The sequence below is a fragment of the Pseudomonas sp. CCI1.1 genome (assembly GCF_034348165.1).
GTDB classification, from domain to species: Bacteria; Pseudomonadota; Gammaproteobacteria; order Pseudomonadales; family Pseudomonadaceae; genus Aquipseudomonas; species Aquipseudomonas paracarnis.
In genome coordinates, this window is record NZ_CP133780.1 from 2391523 (window position 1) to 2408039 (window position 16517).

14 protein-coding genes are annotated in these 16517 nt (G+C 62.0%); all 14 read right to left on the bottom strand.

The genetic code is table 11. The annotated features are described in order from the left end of the window. Nucleotides 1-24 precede the first annotated feature (24 nt). The 14 genes from purF to leuC all read right to left on the bottom strand — a co-directional run bounded on the left by purF (nt 25) and on the right by leuC (nt 16449). Nucleotides 25-1530, bottom strand: a complete 1506-nt coding sequence (purF, locus tag RHM69_RS10545; protein ID WP_003192537.1) for an amidophosphoribosyltransferase — start codon at nt 1528-1530, stop codon at nt 25-27. Nucleotides 1531-1571: 41 nt separating this feature from the next. Beyond that, on the bottom strand, nt 1572-2129 hold the full coding sequence (locus tag RHM69_RS10550) for a CvpA family protein (RefSeq protein WP_014719151.1): 558 nt from the start codon (nt 2127-2129) through the stop codon (nt 1572-1574). 242 nt (nt 2130-2371) lie between these two features. Then, a complete protein-coding gene (locus RHM69_RS10555; protein WP_014719152.1) occupies nt 2372-3040 on the bottom strand; it encodes an SPOR domain-containing protein in 669 nt (222 codons plus the stop codon). Then, on the bottom strand, nt 3024-4331 hold the full coding sequence (folC, locus tag RHM69_RS10560) for a bifunctional tetrahydrofolate synthase/dihydrofolate synthase (RefSeq protein WP_019820868.1): 1308 nt from the start codon (nt 4329-4331) through the stop codon (nt 3024-3026). Before folC ends, RHM69_RS10555 begins: the two co-directional genes overlap by 17 nt. Beyond that, a complete protein-coding gene (gene accD, locus RHM69_RS10565) occupies nt 4328-5248 on the bottom strand; it encodes an acetyl-CoA carboxylase, carboxyltransferase subunit beta (RefSeq protein ID WP_014719154.1) in 921 nt (306 codons plus the stop codon). The genes folC and accD overlap by 4 nt, the downstream gene beginning before the upstream one ends. Before the next feature lie 245 nt (nt 5249-5493). Beyond that, complete coding sequence (locus RHM69_RS10570; RefSeq protein WP_014719155.1) at nt 5494-6126, bottom strand: phosphoribosylanthranilate isomerase; 633 nt, start codon at nt 6124-6126, stop codon at nt 5494-5496. A 63-nt stretch (nt 6127-6189) separates the two neighbouring features. After that, complete coding sequence (gene truA / locus RHM69_RS10575) at nt 6190-7014, bottom strand: tRNA pseudouridine(38-40) synthase TruA (RefSeq protein ID WP_032896145.1); 825 nt, start codon at nt 7012-7014, stop codon at nt 6190-6192. A gap of 207 nt (nt 7015-7221) precedes the next feature. Then, nucleotides 7222-9747, bottom strand: a complete 2526-nt coding sequence (locus tag RHM69_RS10580; protein WP_200600266.1) for a FimV family protein — start codon at nt 9745-9747, stop codon at nt 7222-7224. A 161-nt stretch (nt 9748-9908) separates the two neighbouring features. Next, entirely contained in the window at nt 9909-10919 is a 1011-nt protein-coding gene (locus RHM69_RS10585) for an aspartate-semialdehyde dehydrogenase (protein WP_019820864.1), read from the bottom strand. Nucleotides 10920-11168: 249 nt separating this feature from the next. Next, nucleotides 11169-12281: an aspartate-semialdehyde dehydrogenase gene (asd, locus tag RHM69_RS10590; RefSeq protein ID WP_003192554.1), complete on the bottom strand. Its 1113-nt coding sequence runs from the start codon at nt 12279-12281 to the stop codon at nt 11169-11171. Nucleotides 12282-12345: 64 nt separating this feature from the next. Next, on the bottom strand, nt 12346-13428 hold the full coding sequence (leuB, locus tag RHM69_RS10595) for a 3-isopropylmalate dehydrogenase (RefSeq protein ID WP_003192555.1): 1083 nt from the start codon (nt 13426-13428) through the stop codon (nt 12346-12348). A 53-nt stretch (nt 13429-13481) separates the two neighbouring features. Continuing rightward, on the bottom strand, nt 13482-14246 hold the full coding sequence (locus RHM69_RS10600; RefSeq protein ID WP_020300950.1) for a class I SAM-dependent methyltransferase: 765 nt from the start codon (nt 14244-14246) through the stop codon (nt 13482-13484). A gap of 129 nt (nt 14247-14375) precedes the next feature. Continuing rightward, nucleotides 14376-15020 carry a 3-isopropylmalate dehydratase small subunit gene (leuD, locus tag RHM69_RS10605; RefSeq protein ID WP_014719160.1) on the bottom strand — a complete coding sequence of 215 codons (645 nt, stop codon included), beginning with the start codon at nt 15018-15020 and terminating at the stop codon, nt 14376-14378. 10 nt (nt 15021-15030) lie between these two features. Further along, on the bottom strand, nt 15031-16449 hold the full coding sequence (gene leuC / locus RHM69_RS10610) for a 3-isopropylmalate dehydratase large subunit (RefSeq protein WP_020300951.1): 1419 nt from the start codon (nt 16447-16449) through the stop codon (nt 15031-15033). Nucleotides 16450-16517 lie beyond the last annotated feature (68 nt).

Here is a 16517-nt window from a genome sequence, read left to right on the forward strand (position 1 = left end):
CGGCCCCTCAGGGCCGGTGTTTACTCAGTTGTTATACAGGTCGATGATCGCGCTGACCGCCTGGGTCTTGATCTTCGACGAGTCGTTGCGCGCTTGCTCGATCTTGTTCAGGTAGGCCTCGTCGACATCGCCGGTGACGTACTTGCCGTCGAACACGGCGCAGTCGAACTGCTCGATCTTGATCTTACCACCGCCAACCGCTTCGATCAGGTCCGGCAGGTCCTGGTAGATCAGCCAGTCGGCGCCGATCAGGTCGGCCACGTCCTGGGTCGAACGGTTATGCGCGATCAGCTCATGGGCGCTCGGCATGTCGATACCGTACACGTTCGGGTAACGCACCGCAGGCGCAGCGGAACAGAAGTACACGTTCTTCGCCCCGGCTTCGCGGGCCATCTGGATAATCTGCTTGCAAGTGGTGCCGCGCACGATGGAGTCATCCACCAGCATCACGTTCTTGCCGCGGAACTCAAGTTCAATGGCGTTGAGCTTCTGACGAACCGACTTCTTGCGCGCAGCCTGGCCGGGCATGATGAACGTACGACCGATGTAGCGGTTCTTCACGAAGCCTTCGCGGAATTTGACGCCCAGATGGTTGGCCAGCTCCAGCGCGGCGGTGCGGCTGGTGTCCGGAATCGGGATGACCACATCGATATCGTGCTCGGGACGCTCGCGCAGGATCTTCTCGGCCAGCTTCTCGCCCATGCGCAGGCGCGCCTTGTAGACCGAGACACCGTCGATGATCGAGTCCGGACGCGCCAGGTAGACGTGTTCGAAGATGCACGGGGTGAGTTTCGGCGCTACGGCGCACTGGCGGGTGTGCAGCTTGCCGTCTTCGGTGATGTAGACAGCCTCGCCCGGCGCCAGGTCGCGGATCAGGGTGAAGCCCAGCACGTCCAGGGACACGCTTTCGGAAGCGATCATGTACTCGACGCCTTCGTCGGTGTGACGCTGGCCGAATACGATCGGGCGAATGCCGTGGGGGTCGCGGAAACCGACGATGCCGTAACCGGTGATCATCGCCACCACGGCATAACCACCGACGCAACGGTTGTGCACGTCGATCACGGCGGCGAACACGTCTTCTTCGGTCGGCTGCAGCTTGCCGCGCTGGGCCAGCTCGTGGGCGAACACGTTGAGCAACACTTCCGAATCGGAGCTGGTGTTGACGTGGCGCAGGTCAGATTCGTAGATCTCCTTGGCCAGTTGTTCAACGTTGGTCAGGTTACCGTTGTGCGCCAAGGTGATGCCGTAAGGCGAGTTGACGTAGAACGGTTGAGCTTCGGCCGAGGTCGAGCTACCGGCAGTCGGGTATCGCACATGGCCAATGCCCATGTGCCCGACGAGGCGCTGCATGTGACGCTGATGGAACACGTCACGCACCAAGCCATTGTCCTTGCGCAGGAATAACCGGCCGTCGTGGCTGGTCACAATACCGGCAGCGTCCTGGCCGCGGTGCTGGAGGACGGTTAGCGCGTCATACAGCGCCTGATTGACGTTCGACTTACCGACGATACCGACGATGCCACACATGCGACGCAACCCCTACTTAATGAATCTTGACTGAACACAACTTACTGAGGCGTTTTGGCCGGTAAGAGGTGTTCCTTGAACGGAAGATCAGCGGGTACGCTGATTCCGCTGGCCAGCCACTGACTGCTCCACCCCAATATGAGGTTCTTGGACCAGTCTGCAACCAATAGAAATTTTGGCACGAGTACCGACTCCTGCCACCACGAATCCTGCTGTACCGGCCCCAGGCTCAACAGCCCGACCGCCACGACCACCAGCAGCGCGCCACGCGCAGCCCCGAAGGCCATGCCGAGAAATCGATCGGTCCCTTCGATGCCGGTGACACGTATCAACTCGCCAATAAGATAATTGACCATTGCCCCCACCAACAGCGTGGCGATGAACATGATGGCGCAGCCCGCGATGACGCGAGCCGAAGGTGTCTCTATGTACCCGGCCAGGTAGACCGACAGTGAACCACCGAACATCCAGGCTACGACTCCTGCAATGATCCAGGTCAGCAACGACAGTGCTTCTTTTACGAAGCCGCGGCTCAGACTGATCAAAGCGGAGATGGCGACGATTGCAACGATCGCCCAATCAACCCAGGTAAATGGCACAGTGCAGCCTACGTACGGATAAGGCGGCGCATTTTAGCAGAGCGCCGGGCTATCGGTAAGCGGTGATTGCGGCTGCTTTGCAAATCAATAGATTGGGCGGTGTGAACGCCATTTCAAGCCCACCATAAACCAATGTGGGAGCTGGCTTGCCTGCGATGAGGGCGGCACATTCGACATCGTTGTCGATTGAACCACCGCCATCGCAGGCAAGCCAGCTCCCACATTTAGTGCATATTGTCCGTTCAGCCGCGCTCGGGCTGGAAACGCACCACAAACCCGTTGAGGTTCTGCTGACGACCCAGCAAATCGCGCAGGCGATCTGCCTCGGCACGCTCGATCAGCGGCCCCACGAACACACGGTTCTTGCCATCGGCACTGCGGATATAGGCGTTATACCCCTGGGCACGCAGCTTTTTCTGCAAGGCATCGGCGCTTTCGCGATTGGCCAGGCTGGCGAGCTGGATCGACCAACTGATCGGCAGACCATTGGGGTCGATGCGGCTCTGACCCACATCCGGCTTACCCGGTGCAGCAGGCTGCGGCGCCACAGGCTTGGGCGCTGGCGCCGGTGCAGCCGGTTTGGCGGCGACAGCCGGGGCTGGCGTTGGCTTGACCACCGGCACACTTGGCTGCACCGGCATCGAAGGGGCCTGCGAAGGTGCCTGCTGGGTGACGACCTCCTCCTCGACGGGCACAGGTTCTTCCGGCAACACCTGAGGCTCAGGCACAACTACCGGTTCGACTTGAACCTGAGGCACCACCGGCGCCTGGGGCGCAGCGGGAGCTTCAACCACCACCTGGCGCTGTTCGTCCTGACGGGAAAACAGCATCGGCAGGAAGATCACCGCCAACGCCACCAGCACCAGGGCCCCGACCATTCGCTGCTTGTATGCGCTATCCAGTAATGCCATGTGCAGCTTCCTCCGTGGAGCGCCGGGCCAGCCATTCGAGCGCCTCGGCAACACAATAAAATGATCCGAACAACAGGATTTCGTCTTCGGCCGCAGCCAGCGCACACTGCGCCTCAAGGGCGGCAGTGATGCTTGCATACGACGTCACGGGCGCGCCAAGGTTCTGCAAGGCAGTTTCCAGCTCAACCGCAGGACGGCTGCGCGGCGTATCCAGCGGCGCAACGGCCCAAGACTGTACGCTGCCAAACAACGGCGCTATTACGCCATCAAGATCCTTGTCGGCCAGCAACCCGAACACCGCCAGGCGGCGGCCGGCCGGTGGTGTGCGCGCCAGGCGCTGAGCCAGATAGTGAGCCGCATGGGGGTTATGCCCGACATCCAGCAACAGGTTCAGGCGCTTGCCTTGCCAGTCCAGCACCCGGCGATCCAGGCGCCCCACCACCTTCGTCGCTCGCAGGGTTGCGCCGATCTGCTTGGCGTCCCACGGCAGATCCAGCAGCAAATAGGCTTGCAGCGCGAGTGCGGCGTTTTCCATCGGCAGGTTCAGCAACGGCAAATCGAGCAGCTCTACCACCTTGCCACGGGCATCACGCCCACGCCATTGCCAGTGGGTCGCACCGATGTCGAGATTGAATTCACGACCGCGCAGGTAGAACGGGCAATCCAGCTCGCGCACCTTGTCCAGCAAAGGTTGCGGCGGATCCAGGTCGCCACAGAGCGCGGGCCTGCTCTGGCGGAAGATCCCGGCCTTTTCATAGGCCACAGACTCGCGGGTATTGCCTAGATAGTCGGCGTGATCAACACCGATGCTGGTGACCAGCGCCAGGTCGGCATCCACCACGTTGACCGTATCCAGGCGCCCGCCGAGGCCGACTTCCAGCACGACCACATCCAGCTGCGCACGCTCGAACAGCCAGAACGCCGCCAGGGTGCCCATTTCGAAATAGGTCAGGGAAGTCTCGCCACGCCCGGCCTCCAGGGCCGCGAAGGCTTCGCACAGTTGGGCATCAGTGGCTTCTACGCCATTGAGCTGCACCCGCTCGTTGTAGCGCAGCAGGTGCGGCGAGCTGTACACGCCGACTTTGAGGCCCTGGGCCTGCAACAGCGCGGCGACAAAGGCACAGGTAGAGCCCTTGCCGTTGGTGCCGGTCACCGTGATCACACGCGGTGCCGGCTGACCCAACCCGAGGCGGGCCGCTACCTGTTGCGAGCGCTCCAGGCCCATGTCGATGGCGGACGGATGCAACTGCTCAAGGTAGGCGAGCCATTCGCCCAGGGTACGTTGGGTCATAGGTTTGCTGGCACCGGCGGCACAACGATCGGCTCGACTTTAGGTGCGACGTACACAGGCGTCGGCAAGCCCATCATTTGCGCGAGCAGACTGCCCAGGCGCGGGCGCAGTTCGCCACGCGGAATGATCAGGTCGATCGCACCGTGCTCCAACAGGAACTCGCTGCGCTGGAAGCCTTCCGGCAGTTTTTCCCGCACGGTCTGCTCGATCACGCGTGGGCCGGCAAAACCGATCAGGGCTTTAGGCTCGCCAACGATCACATCGCCCAACATCGCCAGGCTGGCGGACACGCCGCCGTAGACCGGGTCGGTCAATACGGAGATGAACGGAATGCCTTCTTCACGCAGACGCGCCAGAACCGCCGAGGTCTTGGCCATTTGCATCAGGGAAATCAGGGCTTCCTGCATACGCGCACCACCGGAGGCGGCGAAGCAGATCATCGGGCAACGGTTTTCCAGGGCATAGTTGGCAGCGCGAACAAAGCGCTCACCGACGATGGCACCCATGGAACCGCCCATGAAGGAGAATTCGAAGGCCGAAACCACCACCGGCATGCCCAGCAGCTTGCCGCTGACCGAAATCAGCGCGTCTTTCTCGCCGGTCTGCTTCTGCGCGCCGACCAGACGGTCCTTGTACTTCTTGCTGTCGCGGAACTTGAGACGGTCAACCGGCTCCAGGTCGGCACCTAGCTCATTACGGCCGTCGGCATCCAGGAAGATGTCGATACGGGCGCGGGCGCCAATACGCATGTGGTGGTTGCACTTGGGGCAAACGTCCAGGGTCTTTTCCAGCTCTGGGCGATACAGTACCGCGTCGCAGGATGGGCATTTGTGCCACAGACCTTCAGGAACCGAGCTTTTCTTCACCTCGGAACGCATGATCGAAGGGATCAGTTTGTCTACTAACCAGTTGCTCATGCTTTCTTTTCTCCAGTACCGGTGGCTTGAACACAGCCCCGCGTATGCCCTTGAGCTAAATTCATATGTGGCGATGACACAGGCGGGACGGGGTCAGACGTTGGACCTGCCATTTCCCGCCCGTATCCTCAGCCTTCCAGACAACCTGCCAGCGCAGGGTTGCCACTTCGTTTCCGGGCCACCCACAGGCGGCGCCGGGCTGTTTTACACAGTGGTAGTTATGGACGGCGGCAGACTGCCAGCCGTCACATCCCACCCCTGCTGTTGCGCACGGCCTGCATGAACGCGCGAATCTTGCTCGGGTCCTTGATCCCCTTGCCCTGCTCCACCCCACCGCTGACGTCGACGGCATACGGCCGAACCTGTTCGATGGCCGCCTGGACGTTCTCTGAGGTGAGCCCACCCGCGAGAATAACCGGCTTGCTCAACCCCTCGGGAATCAGCGACCAGTCGAACGCCTCGCCCGTACCACCGGGTACGCCTTCGACGTAGGTGTCCAGCAGAATCCCGCGAGCGCCGGCATACGCGGCGCAGGCTGCGGCAATATCGTCCCCGGCCTTGACCCGCAACGCCTTGATGTACGGGCGCTGATAGCTTTCGCATTCCTCTGGCGATTCGTCGCCGTGGAACTGCAACATATCCAGCGCCACCGCATCCAGGGTCTCGTTGAGCTCGCAGCGGCTGGCGTTGACAAACAACCCCACGGTGGTCACGAAGGGCGGCAACGCAGCGATAATCGCCCGCGCCTGCAGCACATTTACCGCCCGTGGGCTCTTGGCATAAAACACCAGGCCAATGGCATCCGCCCCCGCTTCGACTGCCGCCAGCGCGTCTTCTATGCGGGTAATCCCGCAAATCTTGCTGCGAACGGCTGACATGTCGTAGGAACCTCAGGGTTGGTCCGAGAAAGTCCCGGATGGTAACAAAAGCTTTTCCGGGCGTCAGCCGCCAAGTTCGCTGAAACCGGTGAGGAAGTGCGGCCCGATAAAGCGTTCCGGCAGTTGGAACTCGTCGCGGTACTCCACATCCACCAGATACAGGCCGAACGGATGCGCCGTGACCCCGCCCGTGCGGCGGATGCGGCTTTCCAGCACTTCCTTGGCCCACTCCACCGGGCGTTCACCGGTGCCGATGGTCATCAGCACCCCAGCGATATTGCGCACCATATGATGCAGAAAGGCCCCGGCACGGATATCCAGCACGATCATCTTGCCGTGGCGCGTCACCCGCAGGTGGTGGACTTCCTTGATCGGCGACTTGGCCTGGCACTGCCCGGCACGGAAGGCGCTGAAGTCATGCACCCCCACCAGATGCTGCGCCGCTTCGGCCATACGCTCGGCATCCAGCGGGCGGTGGTTCCAGGTGATTTCTTCATTGAGGTGCGCCGGGCGGATCTGATCGTTGTAGATCACGTAGCGGTAACGCCGGGCGATGGCCTTGAAACGGGCGTGAAAATGCGCCGGCATGACCTTGGCCCAGCTGACACTGACATCATGGGGCAAATTGATATTGGCCCCCATCACCCACGCCTTCATCGACCGCTCGGCCTGGGTGTCGAAGTGCACCACTTGGCCACACGCGTGCACGCCGGCATCGGTGCGCCCGGCACACATCAGCGACACCGGCGAGTTGGCGACTTTGGACAGGGCGTTTTCCAGGGTTTCCTGCACCGTCAGCACCCCGGAGGCCTGACGCTGCCAGCCGCGATAGCGCGAGCCTTTGTATTCCACGCCCAGGGCGATGCGGTAAAAGCCTGCGGCCGCCATTTCGGCAGCCGCGTTATCTATATTTGCCAAGAACTGAGAGCCTGATGAGTTGCGCAAAGGCGGGCATTATAGGGCGTCAGGGTGCATGAGTGGACTTTAAATATGGGAGCGGGCTTGCTCGCAAATGCGCCGTGTCATCCAGCACATCAGCAACTGCACCACCGCATTCGCGAGCAAGCCCGCTCCCACATTTTTCTGCGTCGGCCGTTAGATTCTGCCGAGCATTTCCTTGGCTTCGCTACGCTGACCCTCGTCGCCTTCGGTCAACACTTCGGACAGGATGTCTCGCGCGCCGTCCGCATCGCCCATGTCGATGTAGGCCTGGGCCAAGTCGAGCTTGGTGGCCACTTCATCAGTGCCAGAGAGGAAATCGAACTCTGGCTCATCCTCAGCACCCAGCGCGGCATCTTCAGCCGTGAAGGAAGGCTCGATCGGCGGATGCTCCAGACTCTGTGACAAACGATCCAGTTCAGCGTTGACGTCGTCCAGCTCCGAAGCAAAAGCATCGGGCTTGGCTGCCGGGGCGCTCGGCTCGTCCGCCAGCGAGAGGTCAAAGTCTTCTGGCAGGTCGAATTCGTCCAGCGCGGCCGGCGTCAGGGTCGGCGGCTCAACCGGCGGGACATCCTTGATCTGCCCTTCAAGGCCCGACAGGAAGTCGTCATCGGATTGCGACGTCGGCGGGTCCAGTTGCAGGTCCAGATCGAAGTCCGACAGGTCCGGCGCATCGGCCTTGGGCTCAGTCTGTTGTTTGAGCAGCGATTCAAAGGTTTGCTGGTCTTGCGCGATCTCGGCCGGCGAGGCGGCTTCCAGGTCATCCAGACTCAGGTCGAAATCGGTGTCGAAGGTGTCTGCCTGCGGGGCCGGGGTCGGCTTGTCATCGAGCAGGTCCTTGACGTACTGCGCATCCAGGGCCGCGGCAGCCACTGCGGCACTGACACCCGCCGCCAACACGGCCATGGCCGGGAAACGCGCCTTGAGCTGCTCGACCTGGGCATGGTTCTCACCGTTGGCCACCAACTGGCGCTCCTGGGTGACGAACCCGTCCTTGTTGTTCTGCAGCCCATAGACTTCCATCAGCTTCAAACGCAGGTCGCTGCGCTTGGGCTCGCGCTTGATGGCTTGTTCAAGCACATCCGCCGCCTGGTTCAGATGGCCACGGTCGATATGGGATTGGGCCTGGGCCAGGGCGTCACTGGCGTTTTCCTGAGCCACGGCAACCGCCAACGGCGCCAGCACGGAGGCGACCGTCGGTGCCACTACCGTCTCAACCACCGGCGCCGGCGCGGGCGCAGATGCTGGCGCCGTTGCGGTGGCGAGCTTGACGCTCGGCGGCGGCACTTCAAGGCCCTCGAAGCTGTCAGGCGGCAGGTCTTGATCGATATTGGAAACGAACTCAGGCTCTTCGGCCAACGCCCGTGCCATACGCAGATGTTTCTCTTCTTCGCGGCGAGCATTGCGATGGCGTGCCCACAGCAGCAGAAGCAGCAACACCACCAGCAGGGCCGCACCGCCAAGGATGCCGAGCACAATCGGGTTGGTCAGCAGGTCGTTGAACTTGCCTTCGGTGCTGGCCGGCGCAGCAGCCGGCTTGGCCGGTTCAGGCACTGGCACTGGTGTTGCAACGGGGGCCGCCGGCTCAGCTGCAGGTTCACCCGGCAACTGCGCGGGCATCGCGGCTGTCTGTGGCTCGCCCGTTTGCGCTTGCAAACGAGCCAATTGGTCATTCTTCAGTTGGATCAGCTTCTGCAGCTTGTCCAACTGGCTTTGCAAGTCGGCGGCACGGCTTTTCAGTTCTTCGTTGTCGCGCCGCGTGGTGTCGAGCTCTTCCTGGGTCATTGCCAGCTTGTCGCTCAGGGCGCGGCTGTCACCGACGGTGCCCTTCGCGCCTTTCTTGGCAGCTTCGGCCGACACCAGGCTCAGGTTATCCTTGGCCTGGGTACTCGACGGCGCATTGCCGGCCTGGGTGCGTTTGGTCGCGTCCAACTGCGGCTTGCCGGCCACTTGGCTCTGAGGGCCACGGCGGCCCTGGCGCCAGGCGGCGTTCTGCGCGCTCACTTCGGCAATCGCTTGCGGCTGCGCCAGCGCTGTACTTTGCGTGGTATCTGGCAGGCGCAGGACCTGGCCGGTTTTCAGGCGGTTGATATTGCCGTCGACAAAGGCATCCGGGTTAAGCGCCTGGATGGCCAGCATCGTTTGCTGGACCGAGGCGCCATTGCGGTTCTTTGCGGCAATTTCCCACAAGGTGTCGCGGGACGTGGTGGTGTGCTGGGCAGGCGCGCTGGCGGCTGGCGCGGTACTGGCCGGCGCGCTCGCCGTCGGCGCTGGCTGATCGAACTTGGCCGGGTCGAGCAGTACGCTGTAGTCACGCATCAAACGGCCATTGGGCCATTGCACCTGCATGAGGAAGCGCACATAGGAATCGGGCAGCGGCTTGCTGGAGGTCACGCGCACCACGCTGCGACCTTCGGGGTTGATCACCGGCGTGAACGTCAGGTCATCGAGAAACGCCTGGCGGTCGACACCCGCATCCACGAAGGCCTGGGCCGACGCCAGGCTAGGGGTGATCTCGGCCGCCGTAAGGCCGCCCACATCGCGCAATTCGATTTCCACCGACAGCGGCTGGTTCAACTTCGACTTGAGGGTCATCTCCCCAAGTTGCAGCGCCTGCGCCATACCGGAGGACAGGGCCAAGGCGGCCGCTATTGCTAACACCAGTTTGCGAACTTGAACCATAGCCTCATCCTTTGTTTGAACGCTTCCCGCCCTGCGAGAAGGTTGGTAACCGCTGCCATTAGGCATGGCGAGCCGATAGGTCACCGACGCGCTTGTGTTTCACTTGGGACCAAGCATAGCGCCTGGTTAGAATCAATCTACAAATTGCCGCCAAGTATCTTTTACACAAGGCCTTTTATCAACAACTGCGCCAGCTCCACGGCGTTCAGGGCCGAGCCTTTGCGTACGTTATCTGACGTCAGCCAAAGATTTAGTTCCGCCGGGTCGTCGATACCGGCGCGAACTCGCCCTACATACACCACGTCCTGGCCGACGGCGTCGCCTACGGCCGTGGGGTAATCGCCCTCCTCGACCCGCTCGATTCCCGGTGCAGCGTCGAGGGCGCGGTTCACCGCGGCCAGGTCGACCGGCGCGGCCAGTTGCAGCGACACAGCCAGGCTATCGCCGAAAAACACCGGGGCTTGAACGCAGGTGGCGGAAATCTTTAGTAAAGGTGTTTCCAGCACCGCACGCAGTTCGTGTACGAGACGTTTCTCTAGGGCGGTATGACCTTGGGCATCCGGCGTGCCGACTTGCGCCAGCAGGTTGAACGCCACTTGCCGATCAAAGAACGCCGGTTCCAAGGGACGCACGTTCAACAGTTCAGCGGTCTGGCGCGCCAACTCGCTGACGGCCTCGCGGCCCTGGGCAGAGATGGCCAGGTTAGCGGTGACGCTCACGCGCTGGATGTCCACCACACCGCGCAAGGGCGCCAGCACCACCGCGAGGTACGTGGCACAGGGGCTCGGGCTGCCGAGTTGAAAAGGCTTTTTCAACGCGTTCAGCACATGGGCGTTGGCCTGCGGTACCACTTGCGGCGCCTGCTCGGCGGGCAATGCGCCGGACAAGTCAATCACCGCGCAACCAGCGGCGGTGGCACGCGGGGCGAAGCTCAAGGTCACCGCCGGGCCTGCAGCGAAGAACGCCAACTGCACCTTGCTGAAGTCAAACGTGTCGACTTCTTTGACCCGCACGTTCTTGCCCCGAAACGGCACCGAAGCCCCCGCCGAGTTGCTGCCCGCCAGCAGGTACAAGGTGCCCACCGGGAACTCCAGTTCTTCGAGAATCTGCACCAGGGTTTCACCCACGGTACCGGTGGCGCCGATCACGGCGATTTCAAAGGTCTGGGTCATGGGGTTGCCTCGGGCATTACGGGGGAGCGGCACTTTACCGGGTGGTAGAGGGTGAGGCAATTACAGCCCCCCTGATCGTTCCCACGCTCTGCGTGGGAATGCCTCCTGTGACGCTCCGCGTCACGCCTCTAAAGCAGACGCAGAGCGTCCAGAGCTGCATTCCCACGCAGAGCGTGGGAATGATCACAAAGGCAACAAAAAACCCGCGCCTGTCACCAGAACGCGGGTTTCTGTTATTGCTTCAAGCGATCAACGCTCCAGCAAAATCCGCAACATGCGACGCAACGGCTCAGCCGCGCCCCACAGCAGTTGGTCGCCGACGGTGAACGCGCCGAGGAACTGGCTGCCCATGTTCAGCTTGCGCAGACGGCCCACCGGTACATTCAGGGTGCCGGTGACCTTGGTCGGGCTCAGCTCCTGCATGCTGATATCGCGGTTGTTCGGCACCAGCTTGACCCAGGGGTTGTGCTGGCTGATCAGGCCTTCGATATCGGCGATCGGCACGTCTTTGTTCAGCTTGATGGTCAGCGCCTGGCTGTGGCAACGCATGGCGCCAATGCGCACGCAGATGCCATCCACCGGGATCGGGTTCTTGAAGCGACCCAGGATCTTGTTGGTTTCGGCCTGGGCCTTCCACTCTTCACGGCTCTGGCCGTTAGGCAGTTCCTTGTCGATCCACGGGATCAAGCTACCGGCCAATGGCACGCCAAAGTTCTCGGTCGGGTAAGCGTCGCTGCGCATGGCCTCGGCCACACGGCGGTCGATATCGAGAATCGCACTCGCCGGGTCAGCCAGTTGATCGGCGACAGCGGCGTGGGTCGCGCCCATCTGCTTGATCAGTTCGCGCATGTTCTGCGCGCCGGCGCCGGAGGCCGCCTGATAGGTCATGGCGCTCATCCACTCCACCAGGCCCGCTTCGAACAGGCCACCCAGGCCCATCAGCATCAAGCTCACGGTGCAGTTGCCGCCCACGTAGTTCTTGGTGCCGGCGTCCAGTTGCTGATCGATGACCTTGCGGTTGACCGGATCGAGGATGATCACCGCGTCATCCTGCATGCGCAGGCTCGAAGCGGCGTCGATCCAGTAACCCTGCCAGCCGGCTTCGCGCAGCTTGGGGAAGACTTCGCTGGTGTAGTCGCCACCCTGGCAGGTCAGGATCACGTCGAGGCTCTTCAACTCTTCAATGCTGTAGGCATCCTTGAGCGGGGCAATATCCTTGCCCACGGACGGCCCTTGGCCACCTACGTTCGAAGTGGTGAAAAACACCGGCTCAATAAGATCGAAATCCTGCTCTTCCAGCATCCGCTGCATGAGCACGGAACCGACCATACCGCGCCAACCGATCAGACCTACACGTTTCATCGCAACTACACCTTGTTAAAAAGTGGGCCGCCTTGCAGCAACAACTGCAAGCGGGCCCGAGAGATTACAGATTCCGCAGCGCGGCGACTACTGCGTCGCCCATTTCTTGCGTCCCGACCTTGGTGCAACCCTGGGACCAGATATCGCCCGTGCGCAAGCCCTGATCCAGCACCAGGCTGACAGCCTTCTCGATGGCGTCCGCCGCATCGCCCAGGTTGAAGCTGTAGCGCAGCATCATCGACACTGACAAAATCGTCGCCAGCGGGTTGGCAATGCCCTGCCCCGCGATGTCTGGCGCCGAACCGTGGCACGGCTCGTACATACCTTTATTGTTGGTGTCCAGGGACGCCGACGGCAGCATGCCGATGGAACCGGTGAGCATCGACGCCTGGTCGGACAGGATGTCGCCGAACAGGTTGTCGGTGACGATCACGTCGAACTGCTTGGGTGCGCGCACCAACTGCATGGCGGCGTTGTCGACGTACATGTGGCTCAGTTCGACGTCCGGGTAATCCTTGGCGACTTCTTCGACGATTTCACGCCACAGCTGGCTGGAAGCCAACACGTTGGCTTTATCCACCGAGCAGACCTTTTTACCGCGCACCCGCGCCATGTCGAAACCGACACGGGCGATACGGCGGATTTCGCTCTCGCTGTACGGCAGCGTGTCGTAGGCCTGGCGTTCGCCATTTTCCAACTCGCGCACGCCCCGTGGCGAGCCGAAGTAGATACCGCCGGTCAGCTCGCGCACGATGAGGATATCCAGGCCCGCCACCACTTCCGGCTTGAGGCTCGACGCGTCGGCCAGTTGGGGGTAGAGGATGGCCGGGCGCAGGTTGCCGAACAGGCCCAGTTGCGCACGGATTTTCAGCAGGCCGCGCTCAGGGCGGATGTCACGCTCGATCTTGTCCCATTTCGGCCCACCCACGGCGCCGAGCAGCACGGCATCGGCAGCCCGGGCGCGGTCGAGGGTCTCGTCGGCCAGCGGCACGCCGTGCTTGTCGATGGCGGCGCCGCCGATCACATCGTGGCTCAGCTCGAAGCCCAGGCTGTACTTGCTGTTGGCAAGCTCAAGGACCTTGACCGCTTCGGCCATGATTTCCGGACCAATACCGTCGCCAGGGAGAATCAGAATCTGCTTGCTCATGCGTTCCTCATTTCATCAAGCGACCCGCCCGTGGGCAGGTCGGGAAAAATCAATCAGCGTTCGGCGAAGACCACCAGCACATCGGTGCTGAAGGTGCCGTCGGCTTGAATGTCGTAATAATCGCGCACTTCCTGGCCCATCGCCTGTTGCAGCTTAAGGATTGCCGCACGCAATACCTCTGGCGTGCGCATGCGCTCGACCCACGAGGTGTATTCCAGGCGCAAGCGCTGGCGACTGCTGTTGCGCACGTGCAGGCCAGCCTCACTCAACTGGCGCATCCACTCGGCGCCGGAGTAATCACGCACGTGGCTAGTGTCGCGCAGCACTTCGACGGTTTGCAGGTAAGTGTCCAACAGGGGGCTGCCCGGTGACAAGACATCCACAAATGCCGCCACGCCGCCCGGCTTGAGCACCCGGCGCACTTCACGCAGGGCCAGGCCGAGGTCGCTCCAGTGATGGGCCGAATAACGACTGAATACGAAGTCGAACTCACCCTCGGCAAAGGGCAAGCGCTCAGCGGCGCCGTGCACGGTGCGGATGTTGTCCAGGTTGCGGTCTTTGGCGGCGGCGGCCACCACGTCGAGCATGGGCTGGGACAAGTCGTAGGCCACCACTTCTTTGACCAGAGGCGCCACATGGAAGCTGACATGACCGGCACCGCAGCCCAGGTCCAGCAAGCGTGCAGCGCCCTGCCCGGCCAGCTCGGCCTGTAGCACAGCGAATTCGGTGCCCTGGGCGTGCACGGCGCTGCTCAGGTAGGCCGAGGCTTGCTCGCCGAATTGTTTTTGCACGACTTGGGTGTGGGCGGGGGTGGTCATGGTGGCTTTCCTTGGGGTTTGTGGTGGTTGCACTGGCGCTATCGCAGGCAAGCCAGCTCCCACCGTTGGAATGCACTCCAATGTGGGAGTCGGGCTTGCCCGCGATGGGGCCCGCACGGTTACCGCAAATCAGGCATCGCGAAACAACCAGGGCTGGCTCGCCCGGTGCCGGGTTTCAAACGCAGCAATCGCATCGCCGTCCTGCAAGGTCAGGCCGATGTCGTCCAGGCCGTTGATCAGGCAGTGCTTACGGAAGGCATCCACTTCAAAGTGGTACACCTTGCCGTCCGGGCGGGTCACGGTTTGCGCGGCCAGGTCCACCGTCAATTGGTAGCCGACATTGGCCTCCACTTGCTGGAACAACTCGTCCACTTCTGCGTCGCTCAAGATGATCGGCAACAGGCCGTTCTTGAAGCTGTTGTTGAAGAAGATATCGGCGTAGCTCGGCGCGATGATGCTGCGAAAGCCGTACTCTTCCAGGGCCCACGGCGCGTGTTCACGGCTGGAGCCGCAACCGAAGTTTTCCCGGGCCAGCAACACGCTGGCACCTTGGTAACGCTCGGCGTTGAGCACAAAGTCCTTGTTCAGGGGGCGCTTGGAGTTGTCCTGGTAGGCGTAGCCCACGTCCAGGTAGCGCCACTCATCGAACAAGTTGGGGCCGAAACCGGTGCGCTTGATCGACTTCAAAAATTGCTTTGGGATGATCTGGTCGGTGTCCACATTGGCACGGTCCAACGGCGCTACAAGGCCTGTGTGTTGGGTAAAAGCTCTCATCGGGTTTTCCTCAGATCAATTCGCGAACGTCGATGAAACGACCGTTGACGGCAGCAGCGGCGGCCATGGCCGGGCTCACCAGGTGGGTACGCCCACCCGCGCCCTGACGCCCTTCGAAGTTACGGTTGGAGGTCGATGCGCAATGCTCGCCCGACTCCAGGCGGTCCGGGTTCATCGCCAGGCACATCGAGCAGCCCGGCTCCCGCCATTCAAAACCGGCTTCGAGGAAGATCTTGTCCAGCCCTTCGGCTTCCGCCTGGGCTTTAACCAGCCCGGAACCTGGCACCACAATGGCTTGCTTGATAGTCGAGGCCACCTTGCGGCCCTTGGCGATCACCGCCGCGGCGCGCAGGTCTTCGATCCGCGAGTTGGTGCAGGAGCCGATAAATACACGGTCCAACTGGATATCAGTGATCGCCTGATTGGCGGTCAACCCCATGTATTTCAAGGCGCGCTCGATGGAGCCGCGCTTGACCAGGTCGGCCTCTTTGGCCGGGTCCGGCACGTTCTGGTCAACGGCCAAGACCATTTCCGGCGAAGTGCCCCAGCTGACTTGCGGCTTGATCTGCGCAGCGTCGAGTTCGACCACGGTGTCGAACACCGCATCGGCGTCGGAGACCAGGTCTTTCCAGGCTTCGACGGCGGCGTCCCAATCGGCGCCTTGCGGCGCGAAGGGGCGACCTTTGACGTATTCGACGGTTTTTTCGTCCGCCGCCACCATACCCACGCGGGCACCGGCTTCGATGGACATGTTGCAGATGGTCATGCGGCCTTCAATGGACAGCTCGCGGATAGCACTGCCGGCGAACTCGATGGCATGGCCGTTACCGCCCGCGGTGCCGATCTTGCCGATCACAGCCAGTACGATGTCCTTGGCGGTCACGCCAAACGGCAATTGGCCTTCGACGCGTACCAGCATGTTTTTCATTTTCTTGGCCACCAGGCACTGGGTGGCAAACACGTGCTCCACCTCGGAAGTACCGATGCCGTGGGCCAGGGCGCCGAACGCACCATGGGTGGAGGTATGGGAGTCACCGCAGACCACGGTCATGCCCGGCAAGGTTGCGCCCTGCTCCGGGCCGATGACGTGGACGATGCCTTGGCGCACGTCGTTCATCTTGAATTCGGTGATGCCGTATTCGTCGCAATAGTCGTCAAGGGTCTGCACCTGCAACCGCGAGACCTGGTCGGCAATGGCGTCGATGCCGCCTTTGCGCTCAGGAGTGGTCGGCACGTTGTGGTCCGGCGTGGCGATGATGGAGTCGACGCGCCAAGGCTTGCGCCCGGCCAGTCGCAGGCCTTCGAACGCTTGGGGCGAGGTCACTTCATGGATGATGTGACGGTCGATGTAGATCAGCGACGATCCATCATCGCGACGTTTCACTTCATGGGAATCCCAAAGCTTGTCGTAAAGCGTTTTGCCGGCCATCAGTCGGTCCTCATCAGCGGTGCTTCTATACGCCGGGCTTTTCAATAACCCTTTGGCTTGTGAGGCTG